Source organism: Chitinophaga sp. (assembly GCF_019236475.1).
Lineage (GTDB): Bacteria > Bacteroidota > Bacteroidia > Chitinophagales > Chitinophagaceae > Chitinophaga.
The window spans coordinates 204,552-222,844 of record NZ_JAFAIX010000007.1 but is presented as its reverse complement, the minus strand read 5'-3'; the positions used below and the strand labels follow the sequence as shown (position 1 = coordinate 222,844).

The following is an 18,293-nucleotide window of genomic DNA, read 5'->3' as shown; positions in this document are numbered from 1 at the left end:
GCGGAAAAAGCATCGCCTGGTGTTGCAGGTTAGCTTTAAAAATTACAGATAGTGTTTTTCCTTTAGGCATATTATTAAAAACGAAAAACACCCCTGATCGGTTTGACCAACCATAAAAAAGAAGAGGGTGCCTTTTGAGACACCCTCCTCTCCTAACCAAACGAATAAAATCATTTCTATTGTAACGGATCGAAAGTACCGCCCCAGTTATTATTTTGTTGCAGCAGCGGATTCCTGTCTAATACAACTTTAGGAATACCGTAAATGTAGTTCTGATCTTTAATAGCGATGTTAACAGCATCCGTTGTAATAACGGTAGCCGAAAACCGGTTCCACACTGTGCTAATATCCGATAGCGGGCTTACATCCTGCTGACCGGATTTCAACAGCACTGCAATGCCATGGCGTTGAGGCAAGGCGCGTAGGTAGTCAAACATTTTCCAGCGGCGTAAATCGCTCATACGCTTACCTTCAAAACAAAACTCCACAAAACGTTCTCTTTGCAATACACTACGGACATCCGACTGTGTGGCGGCAGTAATACCATAATTCCCGAGGGTTCCTGGCAAAACACCCGCACGGGCTCTGATCTGTTTTAATCCATCCAACGCCACAGCAGTATTACCTACTTCATTGGCGCATTCAGCGTAGTTCATTAATACTTCTGCATAGCGGATTTCAATCCAGTCAACAGCCGCATTATACACTGTTCCTTTATCAATGGTTTTATCAATTGCTTTTATGCGGTAGAAACTGGAATTAGACCATAGTGGATCTTGTGTTACGGAGTTGTGTACGCCTTCCAGTCCTGTTGGACCGCTATAATTGGTGATGCTGGTAAAATAGGTCCACAGATAAGTTTTATCATCACGCATTCCCTTTAAGTATTGGTTAGGGGCGCCATTGTAATAGATATTAGCGTAGAAGCGGTCGTCTCTGTTGAAGAACAGTGTATCATAGCTTCTTGATTGCGATTCCCAGGAAGAACCATCCTTCATAGGGAAGGCATTTACCAGTTCCAAGGAAGGGCGATCGGATCCAACGTCATCTTTAGACCAGTTCAATGGAATCAGTCCTCCTTGGAAATAGGTAGCCTGTGGATAGTTGAAACGGCGCACCATTACCACTTCTTTGTTCAACTCATCATCCCATATTTTGCTATAAGGGCTATACAATCCTTTGCCATGAGCATCTAAAAAATCTTTGGCCGCTTTGTTGGCATCGAAAGCCTTTTGCCAGGAGGCAATGCCGCCTAAACCATTAAATAAAGGGCTGGCATAAAACAATAGTACCCTTCCTTTAAATGCCATAGCAGCCCCTTTGTCTATTCTGCCCATGTCATTATCTGTAAAAGCCTCCGGGAGTAAGGCAATCGCATCATCCAGGTCTTTTAAAATCTGTGTAACGCATTCTGATGTTTTGTTACGGGGCTTCTGCAGCGTTGTTAGATCTGAAGTAGGCGCTTGTGCTTCCAGGATGAGTGGTACGCCACCGTAAGTGCTCACGAGGCTATGATAAGCCCATGCTCTCCAAAACAGTGCCTGTCCTTTGATCTTATTTTTATCGTCCTGGCCGAAAGTAGCCTTATCAATATTGCCCAACAAAATATTGATGGTGCGTATATTGTTATAGGTATCAAAACTATTTTTGGAATCGAATGTGGCAGTACCTCTCAGCAAATCGCTGGTTTGCTTTTGGTAAGGTACCCCTTCATCGGTTTCATTGCCGCCACCATAGGTATTACCGGGCATCAGTTTCGAATAAATCTGATTTAAATAGGCGGTCGACATATTCACATCCGTCCATACCTCATTTGGACCAACAGCAGAAAGGTTCGTTTTATCAAGCACCTTATTGCACCCCATCATGAAGAAAGGAACTAACAAGGCGAATTTGGCTATATTTAACTTAGTCTTCATTTTTCTAATTTTTAATGTAAACACCTATTGCTACAACCGGATGTCAATACCCACTGTAAAAGTTTTCGTAGTAGGATAACTCATGAATCCCGCTATTTCCGGATCATACAGCTTGAACTTGGTAATATTAAACAGGTTGGATCCAGCCACAAATAATCTCACATCATTCATGGAGAGTCTTTTTAACACTGCATCAGGCAATTTGTAGTTGATATTGAGATATTTCATGCGTAAAAATCCGCCGTTATATACGTTAAAGTTGGAAGTCCATGTATAGCCCGCTGAGTGAGGATCTCCCGATGGATAGATCTTTGGCGTAGAGCCGTTCGGGTTATCTGGGGTCCAAGAATCAGCATGATATGCAGGCACTTTTCCGCCGCCGCCAAAATTTCTACCCCATGGATCATTGTAAGAAATCTTATATCCAGTGAGGCCAGAGAACAATGCCTCCACAGCAAAACCTTTATACGACATGGATATATTCAGTCCGTAAGCAATAGGCGCATTGTCTGCACCGAAATATTTGCCCAATACTACCTTGTCATAGCTGTCTACTTTATTATCAGGCTTCCCGTTCGGGCCACTTACATCTGCAAACAACATATCGCCCAGCGCCGGTGCTACGCCATTGATGGTATAACCCGCCGGTAATTTATCCAGGTCCTTTTGGGTACGAATGATACCTAAAGCCTGGTAACCGGTTCCATAGGAAAGCGTTTTCCCGTTTGGATTGGCATAATCCTGGGTATTAGCTGCTACGTCTTTCAGGATCACTTTATTGGTAGCATAGGTGAATACACCCTTTACATTGTAGCTAAAGTTTTTGCCGATGTTATTACTATAACCCAGCTCTAATTCAATACCATTGGAATTCACTTTACCATAGTTCTCAGGTGGTAAAGTAGCGCCAAACTCGTAAGGAACCGCCAACACCCTAGAGCCTAAGATATCATAGGAGCGACGTTTCCAGTAATCAAAACTGAATCGGATATTTTTAAATACCGTTGCATCTACGCCGACACCAGTGGTATTTGATTTTTCCCAAGTCAGATTACTATTAGGAAGACCACCATATCTTAAACCCGGTACGGACCCACCATTCGCTCCAAGGAAATAGGAGCTCCCTGAGATAATATATTGCTCCATCCATCTCCATCTACTGTTGGGGTCATCTTTATCCAGCACATCATTACCAGTGCTTGCATAAGAGCCTCTCAGTTTTAAGAAATCAACCGCTTGGCCAATTTTTGATTCACTGAAAAACGCTTCCTTTGAAATTACCCAACCGCCAGATACCGATGGAAACCAACCCCAGCGCTTATTTGGAGCGAAGTTGGTAGATCCATCTCTACGAGCGGAAGCCGTGAAAAGATACTTGGCGTCGTAGTCATAATTGATCCTTCCAATGTAAGACAACCGTCCACTCTCACTCTCATAACCACCTGTTGACCAATCCGCATTATTGGCACTGGTATAAAGAAACTGATCCTTTGCCATCAGCGGAAAATTATACCTGGTTAAACCAAAGTTGTTGAAATAACCCTCAAATTGCTCATAAACAAACAAGCCACCTATTGTATGTTTGCCAAATGTGCGGTCGTAATTAATCTGTGTATTCAGTTGGTAATTATTAGTCCTTTCATACGAATTCCCTAAATATGGCGTACCCGGATCTCCACTTAACACCTGACCAATCAGTGTATCGGTGTAAATCAGGCCATTAGGACCTGTCTTCTTGAAATTATACAGCGTTTGTTTTTTTGCAAAGGTTTTCACAAAGCTGTTATCAAAGTTTTTGCTGTAAGTAGCTTTAATGCTCAATCCCTTTACAGATGGTATTTTGTACTCGGCAGTAATTAAGGCATCTACTTGTTGATTGTTATTATGCCAATAACCACCATTTCTCATCATCTCTATAGGGTTTCCTAACCAACCAGGGTTATTAGGTTTACCATTTATATATGGGGTCGCAAATACATCCCAGTACAGTAATTTACCCCACAGGTTATTCAGGTCGTCGGAACCCCAATCATATGTAAAATTGAAACGGCTGCGGGTACCATAGCTGGTGCTCAGGTTTAAACCAAGTGTAAGGTTTTTCACCAAGTTGGCTTCTACATTACCACGCAGATTGAACTTCTTATAATTTACCTGCGGTAGAAAACCATTCTCACTCACATAAGAGCCCCCTACATACGCTCTAATTTTTTCATCACCACCAGACACGCTTAATGCATAACGTTGACTATTAGGATTGGTATAAGCAGCTTTGTAATAGTTATCGCCATTAGGGTTATTTTTCAGTACCCAATTAATTTCTTCATCGCTTAGGCCACCGTTCACCGCTTTGGTTAAATTCAAACCGTCTTTCACTGGCATATATTCGGGGAGTGTACCTACACGTTGTGTATTATAAGTAGCATTAAAGTTGATCATTGCCTTGCCACTTTTACCTTTTTTGGTGGTTACCAGGATAGCGCCATTGGAAGAGCGGGAACCATAAATAGCTGCGGAAGACGCATCCTTTAAAATGGTAATATCCGCTACCTCATTCGGGTCCAACGCATCGAAACTAGTCTTATCTCTTACTATTCCATCAATCACATATAAAGGCTCTACTGCACTATTACTGAATGAGGACGCGGAGCGTACTTTCACTTTTGAGCCGATACCTGGAGTACCAGTAGGGGAACTGATAAAAACACCGGACATACGTCCTGCCAGGGCATTCGACAAATTGGTAGTAGGAACCAACTGTATATCCTTAGCATTCATGGAAGAAACGGCCGATGTCATTTTAGCCTTTTTCTGTGTCCCATACCCCACTACCACGAAATCTGATAAATCAGTAATAGCTTGATGTAAGGTGATTGTCAGCAGAGAATTGCTGGCCACCGCAAATGCAGGGCGAAAGCCAGACATCGTAATTTTTAATCGACTGCCGGAAGGCACATTCAACTCAAAGCGGCCTTCTCCATTAGTAATGGTGCCGACTTTAATATTCCCTTCCTGGCTGATGGTGGCGCCGGGCATCGGCGCTCCCGTGGAATCAGTGACAATACCTTTGACATTGACTCTATCTTGTGCATGCAAAAGGGTTGCCTGTAGGACAATGCATAACAATGCGATCGCCCATAGAAACGATTTAGATTGGTTCATAAGGAAAATTATAAATAGCTAATTGGTGGAATTCTGTTTCATTGTCCGGTTGATAATAACGCTACTCATGTCTAATCTAAAGGTCTCATTATCTTGTACAGTATGCCACCCTTTATTTGACTATTACAAATGGTATTTTTGCAACTGCTATCCATTAGCACCAATGCGTGCGCAGCAGCTCCCACGTAAGCTGCCATGGCAAACAGTTATCAGCCAATGAGAAAGGCGAAAAAGAAACCTGGTATACTATAATATTCAGCGTGCGGTAGGATTGGATGAGGCTTTTTTCTGGGTAAGAGAAAAAGAAAAAGCCGTAAGCGTTGTTGATGCTTACGGCTAGTATATTATTGTGAGACACGGTTTATTCGGGTGTTCTTCTCCCCTCTTATTGAACGTTGTGTGCTCACCACAGTTTTAGTTTTTGTTTTCCGGTGGTTGTAATTTCAAATGGACCCGGCGACGGATTGATGGTATTTCTTTTTTTTCCGAAATAATCAGTATCAATCCTTAGCGCAGAACCATCCGGATTTTCAAATGGCAAATCCGGAACAATCGCATGATGCAATGATGTAGTTGTAACCAGTTTCCTTTGGGAACCGGCCAACCAGCTCTTATCCATGCTGAGTTCTAGGTAGATACCATTTTTTTCAGTTATCAATACTCCTGCAGCATCAAAATCATTTTTCACCAATGCATTTTGTTCTGTTGCTGGATGTTCTGTGTATTGCTTCATTTTTTCTATTGCATCACTTCCCATCTCTCCAAATTTCTTTTCATTGTTTGCTGCTACTGCCTGTACAGCACCTTTGGTATATACGTTACCATCGAATCTTACCGGCAATAGGGATTTACTGTATGCGCTGACGTCAGCTCCATTTATAAATAAATTATTGACAAATTGTACATCTCCACCGGGATTGTCGTGCAAACCAGCCATATAGGTAGTATGCGGCAGGTGAAACGGTGTTAGCCTACTATCAAAGTTAATCACGTCTATCTTTCCGCCCAACAGGTTATGTACAACTGCTGCGCCGCTAGAATTCAGGAAAAGACATACTTTGGAAAGGAGTATATTATTGCTCAGGAGCATAGGGCCGTGGTTCACTTCTAAAAATATATCCAGTGAATTATCATGCATCAGGTTACTTTTTATCTGCGCACCTTGCGCCATCCAATCGAGCCATATACCCATGTTGGTACGATAGATATGGTTATTCCGGATTTGCACGTCTATACCACCGTGAAATTTAATACCAGCCATTTCTGCGCCATTAAATAAACGGCGGATATGAATATCGTGAATGGTATTGCCTTCTACAATACTAAAGGCACAGCCCATACTACCCACTATTCCGGTTTGCTCACAATAGGCGATAGTATTATTACGCACAATATGTCCGCCAATAGTACCTTTATTCCAGCCAAAACGCAACGCCCGTTTAATAGTACCCACATATCCCTCCGCAGATTCTGTATCCTTGTTATCAAATGCATCTCCATATTTCCCCAATGCAATACCTACACATTTTGAATATTGAATGGTATTGTTTTCAATGATCCAGCCCCTGCTCCAATGGGTACCAATCAGCCCCATTTGTTCAGCCGTAGGCGGCGCCCAGTTGGTAGCTGCCTGTTCCAGGACAAACCCACGCACCGTAATGAAATTAATAAATGGTTCGTTGGGATAAAACACGGTTTGGCGGACATTAATCTCCACCGTTTGGCTATTAGGATCGGTCTTTTTAAACTGTGCCCATATAGTGGTAGTAGTGGAATCCACGTCTGCCCACCATAGTGGATTTTTTTCATCGGCAACATTCATCACTTCGTCTTTCTTTGCCGCTTCCATCAACCAATCGCCATTAAGATATACGGCACCTCGCAGATACCTGCGTTCTTTGGGCGTGGGCCAAAACCAATCCCCATGAATAATTTCTTTATACGGATTAAAACTTCCAAAAAAACTATTGGGTATTTTCACTACCCAGGTATCCTTATCCAGTTGTTGCCAGCCTTTAATAACTTCAGATCCCTTCACTATAACCTTCTCTCCTTTCGCGGCCTGGTAAGTAATGCGCTCATTATCTGAATTACCACCACGGGGAGGAACAATAGACTCCCGATACACGCCCGCATGTACAGTGATCACATCTCCGGGCATCGCTTTATTGGCAGCCGCCATAATCGTTTTGAAAGGCCTGGATAAGGAGCCCTCATTGGCGTCGTTACCACTCACCGATACATGATATTCGTGGGATCGGAAATGGCCTACTGCAACAGTTGTTTTTTGAGCAAAACTCAAATACCCGCTAAAAATAAATAGGATAAAAAAATATAATTTGCTGTTCATCGACAATCATTCAATCGTTTAAAGAAGATTCCAAGGTTTATTTGCTTTAAGATTTCAGCACCTTAACAGACAGTCCCCATTGGTATATACAACAGATCAGCAAAACCAGTATAGCGCCCCATTGCGCATGAACGGCATCAGAGGAGATTCCCATGAGAAATGGAAAGAAGGCCCCACCGGAAACACCCATGACCAGTAAACCCGAAATCTCGTTGGATCTCCCCGGTTTACGCAGCAGTGCATAGGAAAAGATGACAGAAAAAATATTGGCACAGGCAAAGCCAGCCAACGCAACACCGGCATAAATGATACTACTGTCGTGTGCAAATAATAATGCGACCATCGCTATAACAGCCGCAGTGGCGGAAATAAAGTAGAACCTACTGGCAGACCATTTCGCCAGCAACAATGCACCAATAAAACTACCGGCAGTTTTGAACACAAAATATACACTGGTTACATATCCTGCCTGTTCCAACGGAATACCTGTTCGCTCCATAAGAATTTTTGGTGCCGAAACATTGAGGCCGACATCAATTCCCACCAGGGTAAGAATACCTAGAAAATAAAAGATGATCATGCGATCACCCAATAATGAAAAGCATGCTGAAAAAGAGGACGTCCGTGTCTCTTCCTTATTTTCATGCAAAGGTGTTGCGATTAACCAGATAAAAGAAAGCACCGTTACACCAGCGAATATCGGAAAAAGTAAATGCCAGTTGTGCAATCTGGTACCGGCGAATGCAGCCACGATAGGCCCCATAAACGAGGACAGTGCTTTAATGAACTGACCAACGGAAAGACTGCTTGTTAACCTGTCTCTACTCACTATGTTTGTTAATAGTGGATTCAATGCCACCTGTAACAAAGTATTGCCCACACCAATCATGACAAATGCAAACAATACCATCGGCAACGTGTATGCCAGCATGGGCGTCAGCAATCCGATAAAGGTGACACCCATGCCAAGCAATACGGTACGTTTACGGCCAATCCTGTTCATCAGCATGCCGGTAGGTACCGCAAAAATCAGGAACCATAAGAAAACCGCCATAGGCAGCAGATTCGATAAGGTATCAGACAGCGAGAAATCTTTCTTCACATAGTTGGTAGCAATGCCTACCACATCTACAAAACCCATGATAAAAAATCCAAACAATATGGGCAGTAATTGGACTATTCCCGCTTTCGGTACTGCTGCTATTTCTGTTTTTGTTGTTGAGATCATGATTAACGTGGTTTGGATTTTTATAATTGCTGCTGATTAATACTGTGCTATTGGCTATTTAACGAAGGCTTTTACCACCTTTGCTGTAGTATCCCCTTCATTGATAATTTTATAAGACCTGGCGGCGGCAGGAATCGCAAACGTTTCGGCATAGTTATAACGCTGTCTGAATCCGTTGGCTGTCTCTACTATAACCGACTTCCCTTCTACCAACATCAGCACATGGCATTTTCCGTCGGTAGGTATTGCTATACTATTAGTAAATTCTACGCGGTGTATATCGTAAAAATGTTCGGCATGTGTAGGCGTATGCACCAGTTGCCAATCATCCCCTTTTTCCATTACATACTGTTTGGATATCAGCTCCTCCTGTACGCGGTTTCCTTTACGGCTGAAATCAAGGTTATGGAAGGCATGGTCGATATTGATGGGACGCGGTTTCCCATTAAGATCCAGTCTTACCCAATCATACATTTTAAAAGTAAAAATATAAGGGGTTGCACTGATTTCCAGCACTAAGTTATCCTTTCCAGAGCTGTGCACGGTACCATTGGGAATCAGGAACAGATCATGTTTACGGGCAGGGTGTCGCTGAACATATTGCTCGATATCGATGGCTTCATTTTTTTCGACGCTTTCTTCCAGCACATCTCTGAAAACTTCAGGATCAATATTTTCCTGGAAGCCCAGGTATACGCTGGCATCCTCCTTACAATCGAGGATATAGTAGGTTTCATCCTGCGTGATGGTTTCCCCAAAGTTTTCCCGTATATACTTCACCGTTGGATGGCATTGTATAGAAAGGTTGCCACCATCAAATGTGTCAAGGAAATCAAAGCGGATTGGAAAATCAATACCAAAGCGTTGTTCATCCTCTCCCAATACTTCCTGGGAATGTTCCATCATTAACCAGTCGAATGCAATTTCTAGCAGATTACCATTACTTTCAAAGACCAGCCCATTTTCAGGTACAATCATTTCAAACGACCAGGCATAGTTTACTTCATCCTTATTGAGGCCATTGATCTGATCTTTCATCCAGTTGCCTCCCCAGGCGCCAGCTTCGAACCAGGGCCTTACCCGGAATGCGTTCCTGGAAATATATTGTAATCCTTCACTGATATCCTGGTGCTTAGCCCAGGTGATTTGTTCTTTCCATTGTCCATCTGCGATTACATCAATGGAAGATAGTATCTGTTGTTTGTAGTTATTCAGCAGCACCCAATCCACGAAGTAGAAACGTTTATAGGTTTCCTGGTTATCGTCCCATTGTTGTTTACCAATGTTATTGGCCATGCGGGCACGCATGCGATACTGCAGCTCATTCTTGGGCAGATCTACATATACCACAGGCGCTTTCAGACCACTGAGTGCAGCCCCTAGCCCTATGATGATATTGATGGCATCAACGGATATGGATATATGCTGCAATTTGCCGGTATCAAACAAATCCTTTAAAGAAAGGGTAGTTCTCTTTCCCCATACGGTTCCTGGCTCGCCAATAAAGGGCTTTACCAGTGCGTCGATCTCCGTTTCGGATTTCATGAGAGAGGTGGTGTAGGTAATATTTGCCTTTAAGCCGATGGCAGCAAGTTCTTTTTCAAGCGACGCGCCAATATATTCCCAATCATTTCCTACATAGCCATCAATCAGAATGGTTTTATGATCTTTCATCCAACCGGCAAGCGTATCATACCCATTATGGATCTTACCATCACCCAGTTTAGCATAAGGATACAGGTCATAACTCCCCGACGCTGGTGCTTGATAGGTATCGGTTGTCACGGGCATCAAAGCCTGGCTTGTCTTTCTCCAATTCATCATTGCTTTTGTTTTACTATTTGTAGCGCGATATTTCTGATTAATTAAATGGATTGTTTGCAAATCCAAGCAGCGCCCGTTAACGCAGATTTTTCTCCTTTTGAAGAAATACGCACCGCTGTATTAATATTATTCCTTAGCAGTTGTTGCTGCAATGCCGGCAGGAAAAATGGGTGTGCTTTCCTGATATTACCACCTATCACCAAGCATGCTGCGTGGAAGGCCGCCAGCCATGGGGTTAGTACCTCCCCGATGGCATTGCCCATTGTTTCAAATAGTTCCAGGGCAGTAGCATCCTGTTCTGCCGCCAGTTCACCGATGGTTTTCACTTCATCTATCTGTTTACCGGTACGTATGCTGTATTCTCGGAGGAGCCAGCGGGTAGAAATATAATCTTCTGCTATGCCGTTTTTATACGGGAGATGATAAATATAACCTTCAGGCGGTACTCCCTCTCCTTCATTTTGAATGGTATTATCCAATAGGAATGTACCTCCCAGTCCTGTCCCCAGGGTAATGGCTACAAGTCGCTGTACTCCCGCCCCATCTCCTGCCCAGGCTTCGCCGAGTGCAAAACAGGAAGCATCATTTTCAAAAAATATTTCCCCGGAAAAATTCAGTGCTGTTTTTAAAGCCGTGCGAATATTAATACCATACAGCGATTCGTACTTGGCCACTCCTTTTATCAGTGCAATCCCGTTTGGATAATCAAATGGTCCGGGCATAGCGATACCAATAGCTTTTATATCTGAAGGAGCATTGCTGATTACTTTGCCAATGGCGGAGGCCCAGCGCGAGATAATATCTGCGGCATCTGCAGCCGCATTAACAGCTTCCTTTTGTATGGAGCTTTCTATTACGGCCCCCGTTTGAATATCTATCAAAGCAGCAGTGATATGGGAACCACCTATATCTGCTCCGACTACAAGTTGTTTGTTCATATGTTTAAACATATTAATCAAGCAAAAAAAACCACGGTTTTACCCATGGGACTTAATTTGATGCGGTTTTAGTAGATTTCAGACATTTTTCATCCAGTTCAAACCTGCTATCAAATGTTCAAACATATTATTTTTTCCAGATTTTACAAAATCATAAGAATTTTTGAGGCAAGTATTCGATGCATAGTGTTTTTTGTTACTCCCGCCTGCTTTCAACAGTGTATACAAAGCTATCTGCCCTGTAATAACCCAAGTTATATTCGATGGGTCTTTCTCCCTGGTCGTATACAAAACGTTTCCTGATAAGGACCGCATCTCCTTGTTGCAGGTCCAGCTTAGCAGCCAGAAATTTATCGGCCAGCTTGGCACTGATCTCCTCTTTTGATAAGGTGGCAACGGTCATGTAATCTTTCTCCATTATCTCATACAAAGGCCTGGTAAAATCTTCTTCTCCCGTTAATCCTATCCTTGGATGGAAATAAGAGATAAAATAAACAAAAGGCCCTTCTGCCTTCCCTCTCAATCGCTCCAGCTTGAGTATTTTTCTATCGGGATCTATATCAAAGAAATTAGCAATGGCTTCATTCGGTAACACCCAGGAAATATGTAACTCAAAATTCTTTATGGTAATGCCTCTCGCAGTCATCTCCTGCGTAAAGCTCAACCAGTTCTTTGATTTTGAGCTGATGGCGACTTCCGCCACTTTTGTCCCAACTCCTTTTTTCCGGATAAGTAAACCCTCGTACACCAGTTTATTCAACGCATGACGTAAAGTAGATCTGGAAATGGCCAGCTTTTTCGCCAGCTCGACTTCATTCGGCAAAAATTTTCCACCTACATACTGCGGATCTTTAATCATATCCCGCAACAGGTTCTCCGCCTGTAAGTGAAGGGGTAAAGGATTCTTGTGATCTAATTTTAATTTCATGTCTGCAAAACAACTGGAAATTCATTAGAAAACAAATTCCATCGCATACGTTTTCCGCTTATGCAATAAAATTTGATAGCTTCGGAAAAATAACTATGTTTATACATTCGTACATATAACGAATATAGTAAATCCTCTTTTAGTAAAAAAGAGGGGCAAAGACTTAATCCTTATTTATTGTTGTAAAATGAAAATGAAATCATCATTATGTAGCCTGCTATTCCTTGCTTTTGCAAGTACAGCACAGGTCAAACCTACAGGCGAAAAAGGAATACCGGCGAAAGAATACTTCCCCTTTGTAAAGGCGAAAGCATTGGAAGTGATGAAGACAGGATTTAACGCGGGTGATGGATACCGGGAAGTTTGGATCAGGGACTACAATACATTTATTGAGCTAGCCGCCCAGGTAAACAAACCAGCGGTTTTGAAAGAAAACCTCCTGGTATTTTTCAGAATGCAGGGAGATGATGGAAATATTATCGACGGATTTACACCGATAGAGAAAATTGGTAAAGTAGCATATGACTTTAGCTACTCAAAGCTAGAACCTCGTTACGCAGGTCATAAAAACACCGTTGAAACCGACCAGGAAAGCTCACTAGTACAGGCAGTCTATAAATACATCCAATTAACAGGCGACAGCACTATCCTGACCGAAAAGATTGGTGATAAATCTGTGGCCGACAGAATGGATGACGCCATGGAATTCCTCATGAAGAATAAATACAATCAACAATATGGACTTATCACCGGAGCTACCACCGCCGACTGGGGCGATGTGCAACCGGAGCATGGATGGGGAGTAGATATCGACGCCAATACGCACCCGGCTATCGATATCTATGATAACGCTATGTTCATTATAGCATTGAATAATTTGACAGCCATGTTGCCTTCCAGCAGGCACAAATGGGATAGAATCAAAAATACCGTTGCCAGCAACTGCAGGAAATACCTGTGGGATAAGCACAACCAAAAGTTCATTCCACATATTTACCTGAAGGGATCTCCATTTCCTGCAGATTTTAATGAAAAGGACATTTATTATTTCGGCGGTACAGCAATTGCCATTGAAGCAGGACTGTTAAGCAAACAGGAAGTGAAGGCTTCTCTGAACGAAATGATTAAAAGAGTAAAACAGGCAGGCGCCCCTTCCATCGGACTAACATTGTATCCTCCATACCCGGACGGCTATTTTGCTAATAAGATCATGAACCCCATTTACAGTTATCAGAATGGTGGTGACTGGACATGGTTTGGCGGCAGAATGATCCAACAGTTAATTAAGTACGGGTTTGTTAAAGAGGCCTATGAACAAGTACTACCAATGGTAAAAAGAGTGAAAGATAATAATGGCTTTTATGAGTGGTATTCTGTGGACAACAAGCCAAGAGGGTCCGGCACCTTCAGAGGAGAAGCCGGTGTGTTGTATACCGCCATCACCATGTTTGAAAAATTAAATAAGTAATAGTGTTGTTGGGTTGCTAAGATTAAAAAAGCCTTCCGGGAATTTCCCGAAAGGCTTTTTTAATCTTAGACTCGTAGTACATATTATTGCACCTGCTGCTGTTGTAGCAATGCGTTGCCTGCTTGCCTGTTCTTCAGCAACCGAATATATTTCAGCGCAAGACGGTTATTATATTCTTCGTAAGCTTTCTGGGACCATTTGATCGCAAGTTCCAGCTCCCCGTTAATCTCGCAGATGATGGCCATGTTGTAACATGCCCTGCCAGCCACGCTTTTACTAGCATTCGTGGTCTCTTTCTTCCATAGCTCAGCGGCACCATCCCAGTTGCCGGTTTGCGCTTTACGCCGGGCTGTTCTGAAATTGTCAGTACCTTTCACATAGTAATCTCTGGTTACCCTTGTGCGATAGGGAATAATTCGCATGCCATAGTATTGCGCCGCTTGTGCGCTCGCTTGCTTTACCGCCTCTTTCCGGTTAATCAGTGCACCTGCGGCAGCGGCCGGGTTGATACCCCTTCCAGAGAAAGTAAGATTCCTGCTAACGGGAAATTCATCCAGGATATTCCTACTGGCGGGATCATAAATTCGCCACCCTGTTTTTATATTGGTAAGCATGCTGGCCTGATGTTCTATCCCCGGTACTTTACCCAGTGGTGTATTCAAAGAAACCGGGATAGCGGCATAGCTGATCTTCGAATCGGTATCAAACAGCTCCAGAGAGAAGAGGGCGTCCACATGATTTTCCCGGCATATTTTGTCTACAGTTTCCCAAGAGAGCGGTGCAGAGAAAAGTCCTGGAGCATTGGTGGTCAAATCCAGCTCACCTAGCTCTTTTACATCATTGAAACGGTTGTTCTTCCGCAGTTCGTCGGCAAGTCCGCTTACACTACTTTGTGCTCCTTCCTTGTCAAGCTGTTTCCCTTCCAGACTGAATATCTTGTCAACCACGTCTAGTGCTTTGTTCTGTGAGGTAACGGTGGTCCTGTTTACAACACCAATATTTTTAACATAGGCCGGTATAGTCACGGGCGCCGGTTCCAATACTTTTATGTAAACCAGCTCAGTAGATTTGCAGGAAATGAAGGTGAGTGCTCCTAAAGCAATGAAGAGCAGGTTTTGTACGCATTTTTTTGTAGGCATAGGATAATGATTGATAGGTGTTTGTCTCTCGTTTCGACTTGCATTCGTCCGAAAGTTACATATAATTAAATTCATATACTATTATTACGCACGATTGCCACCTACCAAACTGTTCGATCTCCTCCACCCAGGGCCTACATGGCTCAATCATACAGTAGCAGTGGGCGTAGGAAGGTTTGCAGCACCGGGGAAATTGATTTACCGGATATACGCTATTAAGCAAGTACTAATTATTCGTTCGTTTGAGACAAACTTCACATCGATGTGGAAACAGCCCTATTGATACCGAAGTATTACTCAGTAATTTCGACGGAAAAGGCGGCTGGAGCTTCATCCGGCTGCCGTACTTGCCTAAAAGCCGTGGCTATTTTGGCATGCGTAAAATCCAGGGCTTATTCGTTTGGTGATTTTCAGATTGGCGGCATATTCCATCTCCTACAGGTGGCGTTACAATTTAGCTTTCGCATCTGCAAACTCCTGCATGAAAGCCATCATTATTTCATAAGTAAATCCATCCCTGCCATCTGCGTATGCTTCTCGGCTTCACCTAATTATAAGAACCATTTAATGAAGCCGTCAATATGGTTTTGGCAGCAAGCAAAAATTTGATAAAACGAAAAAAGTCTGTGAATTTATGGCTAGGATCTGCCCGTATCACTGGAGGGAAGGTAGAAAGACTATAGTAATTTCTTTGTTATGGTAACAAGATACCATTTGCATTTATCGTTGACTGATGTCAGTACCAAAAATGGTTGCCCCTCCACTCTATCAAAAGTAAACTGTTGTTGAGCATGGGTCGCGCCCTCAGTTAATACGAGCGAATTACCCCTTATCCTCCAACCACCTGAGGAAGCGATACCACCTATTATTTGACTATAAAAACCTGTATCTAGTCTTTGTTCATAACCAGGGACCTCAAACTCGTAGGTCCTTTGTACTTTTAGATCCCTAGTGGCCGTTATTTCAAATTGTCTAGTCTGAAACGGACAATCTATCTCAATGCAGTACCAGGTACCAATAATACCTTGCGTTGAGCTATTACTTTGGGAGTAGCCAGTCTTTGCAAAAAGAAATAATGCAGATAATAGAAATAATTTGGGGTAGATATTGTGGGGCTTCATTTTTATTCTGTTTATCTGTTTTCTAACATGTACCTTTTAACTAACTTGAAATAACAAAAAAGGTTCAATTTTGTTACAAATTTTGCATTGAGACAAGCAATTCCCATATAGTATTTAATTCCCAATACCTTTAACAAATTATAGAATTTCAGTGAGTTAACCTTATCACCTTTTATGTGTTGGCAATTAGCCACGCCAATTATCGCATTTTTTATCTGTAGGATCACCCCGGTTATAAAAATGAATAGCTTCAAAGCCCATCTAGTAGCCGGCTGCTGATACCAACAGTTTTTCATCACGGATAAGTCGTGCAGCCTCTTTCATGCGCAGGTGCTGATGTAGTCTTGGATGCTACCGCAGCATGGAATCAAGACGGAGATGCTACCTTTCTAAGAGATTTGGATGTCTCAAAATTACTTTTGACACCATCTTTTCAATTTTTTAAAAAAATAGGTGTTTTTATCAAGGTCTTTTTATTAATCAAAATGTGCATTAATCTCCGTATTTGTTTGGTAAATTTAGGAATGGGCAGAGGGTGAGCGAAATGGCTCTTGTATTAGAAATGATTTAAGTCTCCAAATAAAAAAATTACCTGTAAAGTATTATTTATCCATATGACAAATTTCAAAGTAATATTCTTATTGGGCGTTAATTTGTTCTCACTTAAAAGTTTTGCGCAAACCGAAAAGGTAAAGGGAAAAAAGAATTTGACAGAAAACCGAATTGGTATCTCTGAAAAATTATTTAAGTATATGCAGGCCCAAGCAGATGTCAATGGATTTAGTGGTACTGTTCTGGTTACCAAAAAGGATTCCTTACTCTTGCGAGAGGCTTATGGATATGCTAACTACGAATGGGGGATAAAAACAACTATCAATACCAAATACAACCTGGCTTCAGTGAGCAAACAATTTACTGCTGCAGCCATCCTTCAATTGGCAGACCATAAGTTGTTATCATTGGACGATAAACTAAGCCGATATTTCTCCGGATTTCCAAAAGGAGAGCAAATCACGCTCCATATGATGCTTTCCCATATGTCAGGGCTTCCCATGGACTTTGATGAACTCTACCTAAACCAAGTTTCCCTAACCCAGGATATTGTATTAAACCATATTACCCAAAAAGAGCTTTTGTTTACACCAGGAAAGCAAACAGCCTATAGTAATATCGGGTATTATCTGCTGGCGCGTATCATAGAGAAAGTAAGCGGCAAAAGTTATTCAAAGTATTTGAAAGAAAATATCTTTGATAAGTTACAAATGTATGAAACAGGCGTTATGACGAATGAAGATGTGATTCCGTATATGTCAGATAGGTACATCAGGGAAGGTCAGGGGTATAAAAAAAATCCGTTCATCAATTGGTCATTCAACATTGGGCATGATGGCATCTATTCAACTGTTGAGGATCTATTAAAATGGGATAAATCACTGTATGATACTACAATTTTAAGTGATAAAATGAAGCAGGTAATGTTTACTTCCTATAATGAACAAAATTTTGGATATGGTTTTCTAATCAACCCTTTCTACAATCATGGCCACAGATTGATTGGTCATGATGGTGGTTTTTTTGGAGCCATGACGTCCCTCAACCGTTTTACTGATGACGGACTGCTTATTATTGTTCTTTCTAATAATCAGTCCTCTTCTTATTTGCTTGCATACGGATTGGCTGCAATATGCTTTGGTAAAGACGTTGAGCTTCCCTATCATCATCACAGCATTAAAAATGACCTGTCTCTTTACCCATATTTTAAGGGTAATTATGGAGATATTAAAATTCTTGAAAAGAATGGGAAACTCTTTTATAACAGCTTCGATATTGAATTACTGCCCGAATCTGATCATAAATTCTTCAGATCAGATGATGACAACAGAACTGTGGAATTTATCAAAGATTCCTATGGAAATTATACCACTATTAAACTGACCAAGGCCGGTGTGATAGAAGAGCGAAGGAGAATATAGACTTGGTTAATTACCAGTGGTATTTCATCAAGATAAATAGATAGCTCGCCCGGAATGTTTCCTCCTCTCATTAGCAAAAAAGTATCAAATATGAGCCTTATCTGCACCAGCTTACTGAAGAGATAGTTATTGGATAGCTAGGAGATACTTTGAAGATAGTCTTAGAATAGAATACCCCTACAATAATATGTAAATCAATCAGTTGGAAGTAAACAAAACAACTCAGTGCAATAAATCCTAATACTA

10 protein-coding genes are annotated in these 18,293 nt (G+C 42.0%); 2 read left to right on the top strand and 8 right to left on the bottom strand.

Translation table 11 applies throughout. The features are described from left to right. Positions 1–176: 176 nt before the first annotated feature. The 7 genes from JO154_RS11170 to JO154_RS11140 all read right to left on the bottom strand — a co-directional run bounded on the left by JO154_RS11170 (position 177) and on the right by JO154_RS11140 (position 12,346). A complete protein-coding gene (locus JO154_RS11170) occupies positions 177–1,919 on the bottom strand; it encodes a RagB/SusD family nutrient uptake outer membrane protein (RefSeq protein ID WP_291945259.1) in 1,743 nt (580 codons plus the stop codon). 30 nt (positions 1,920–1,949) lie between these two features. Further along, positions 1,950–5,078, bottom strand: a complete 3,129-nt coding sequence (locus tag JO154_RS11165; RefSeq protein WP_291945256.1) for a TonB-dependent receptor — start codon at positions 5,076–5,078, stop codon at positions 1,950–1,952. Between the two features lie 403 nt (positions 5,079–5,481). Beyond that, complete coding sequence (locus JO154_RS11160; RefSeq protein ID WP_291945253.1) at positions 5,482–7,380, bottom strand: right-handed parallel beta-helix repeat-containing protein; 1,899 nt, start codon at positions 7,378–7,380, stop codon at positions 5,482–5,484. A 94-nt stretch (positions 7,381–7,474) separates the two neighbouring features. After that, the gene (locus tag JO154_RS11155; RefSeq protein ID WP_291945250.1) at positions 7,475–8,656 is read right to left on the bottom strand and encodes a sugar MFS transporter; all 1,182 of its coding nucleotides are present in this window, start codon (positions 8,654–8,656) and stop codon (positions 7,475–7,477) included. A gap of 54 nt (positions 8,657–8,710) precedes the next feature. After that, a complete protein-coding gene (locus tag JO154_RS11150) occupies positions 8,711–10,480 on the bottom strand; it encodes a class I mannose-6-phosphate isomerase (RefSeq protein WP_291945247.1) in 1,770 nt (589 codons plus the stop codon). 41 nt (positions 10,481–10,521) lie between these two features. Further along, on the bottom strand, positions 10,522–11,418 hold the full coding sequence (locus JO154_RS11145; protein ID WP_291945244.1) for an ROK family protein: 897 nt from the start codon (positions 11,416–11,418) through the stop codon (positions 10,522–10,524). 196 nt (positions 11,419–11,614) lie between these two features. Next, a complete protein-coding gene (locus tag JO154_RS11140) occupies positions 11,615–12,346 on the bottom strand; it encodes a GntR family transcriptional regulator (RefSeq protein WP_291945242.1) in 732 nt (243 codons plus the stop codon). Positions 12,347–12,539: 193 nt separating this feature from the next. Here JO154_RS11140 and JO154_RS11135 point away from each other — a divergent pair, with 193 nt between their 5' ends. After that, on the top strand, positions 12,540–13,814 hold the full coding sequence (locus JO154_RS11135; RefSeq protein ID WP_291945239.1) for a hypothetical protein: 1,275 nt from the start codon (positions 12,540–12,542) through the stop codon (positions 13,812–13,814). A gap of 83 nt (positions 13,815–13,897) precedes the next feature. Here JO154_RS11135 and JO154_RS11130 read toward each other — a convergent pair whose 3' ends face one another. Continuing rightward, entirely contained in the window at positions 13,898–14,953 is a 1,056-nt protein-coding gene (locus tag JO154_RS11130; RefSeq protein ID WP_291945235.1) for a DUF6340 family protein, read from the bottom strand. Positions 14,954–16,688: 1,735 nt separating this feature from the next. Between JO154_RS11130 and JO154_RS11125 the strand changes: the two genes are divergently transcribed. Then, on the top strand, positions 16,689–18,047 hold the full coding sequence (locus JO154_RS11125) for a serine hydrolase (RefSeq protein WP_291945232.1): 1,359 nt from the start codon (positions 16,689–16,691) through the stop codon (positions 18,045–18,047). The last annotated feature ends 246 nt before the right edge of the window (positions 18,048–18,293 follow it).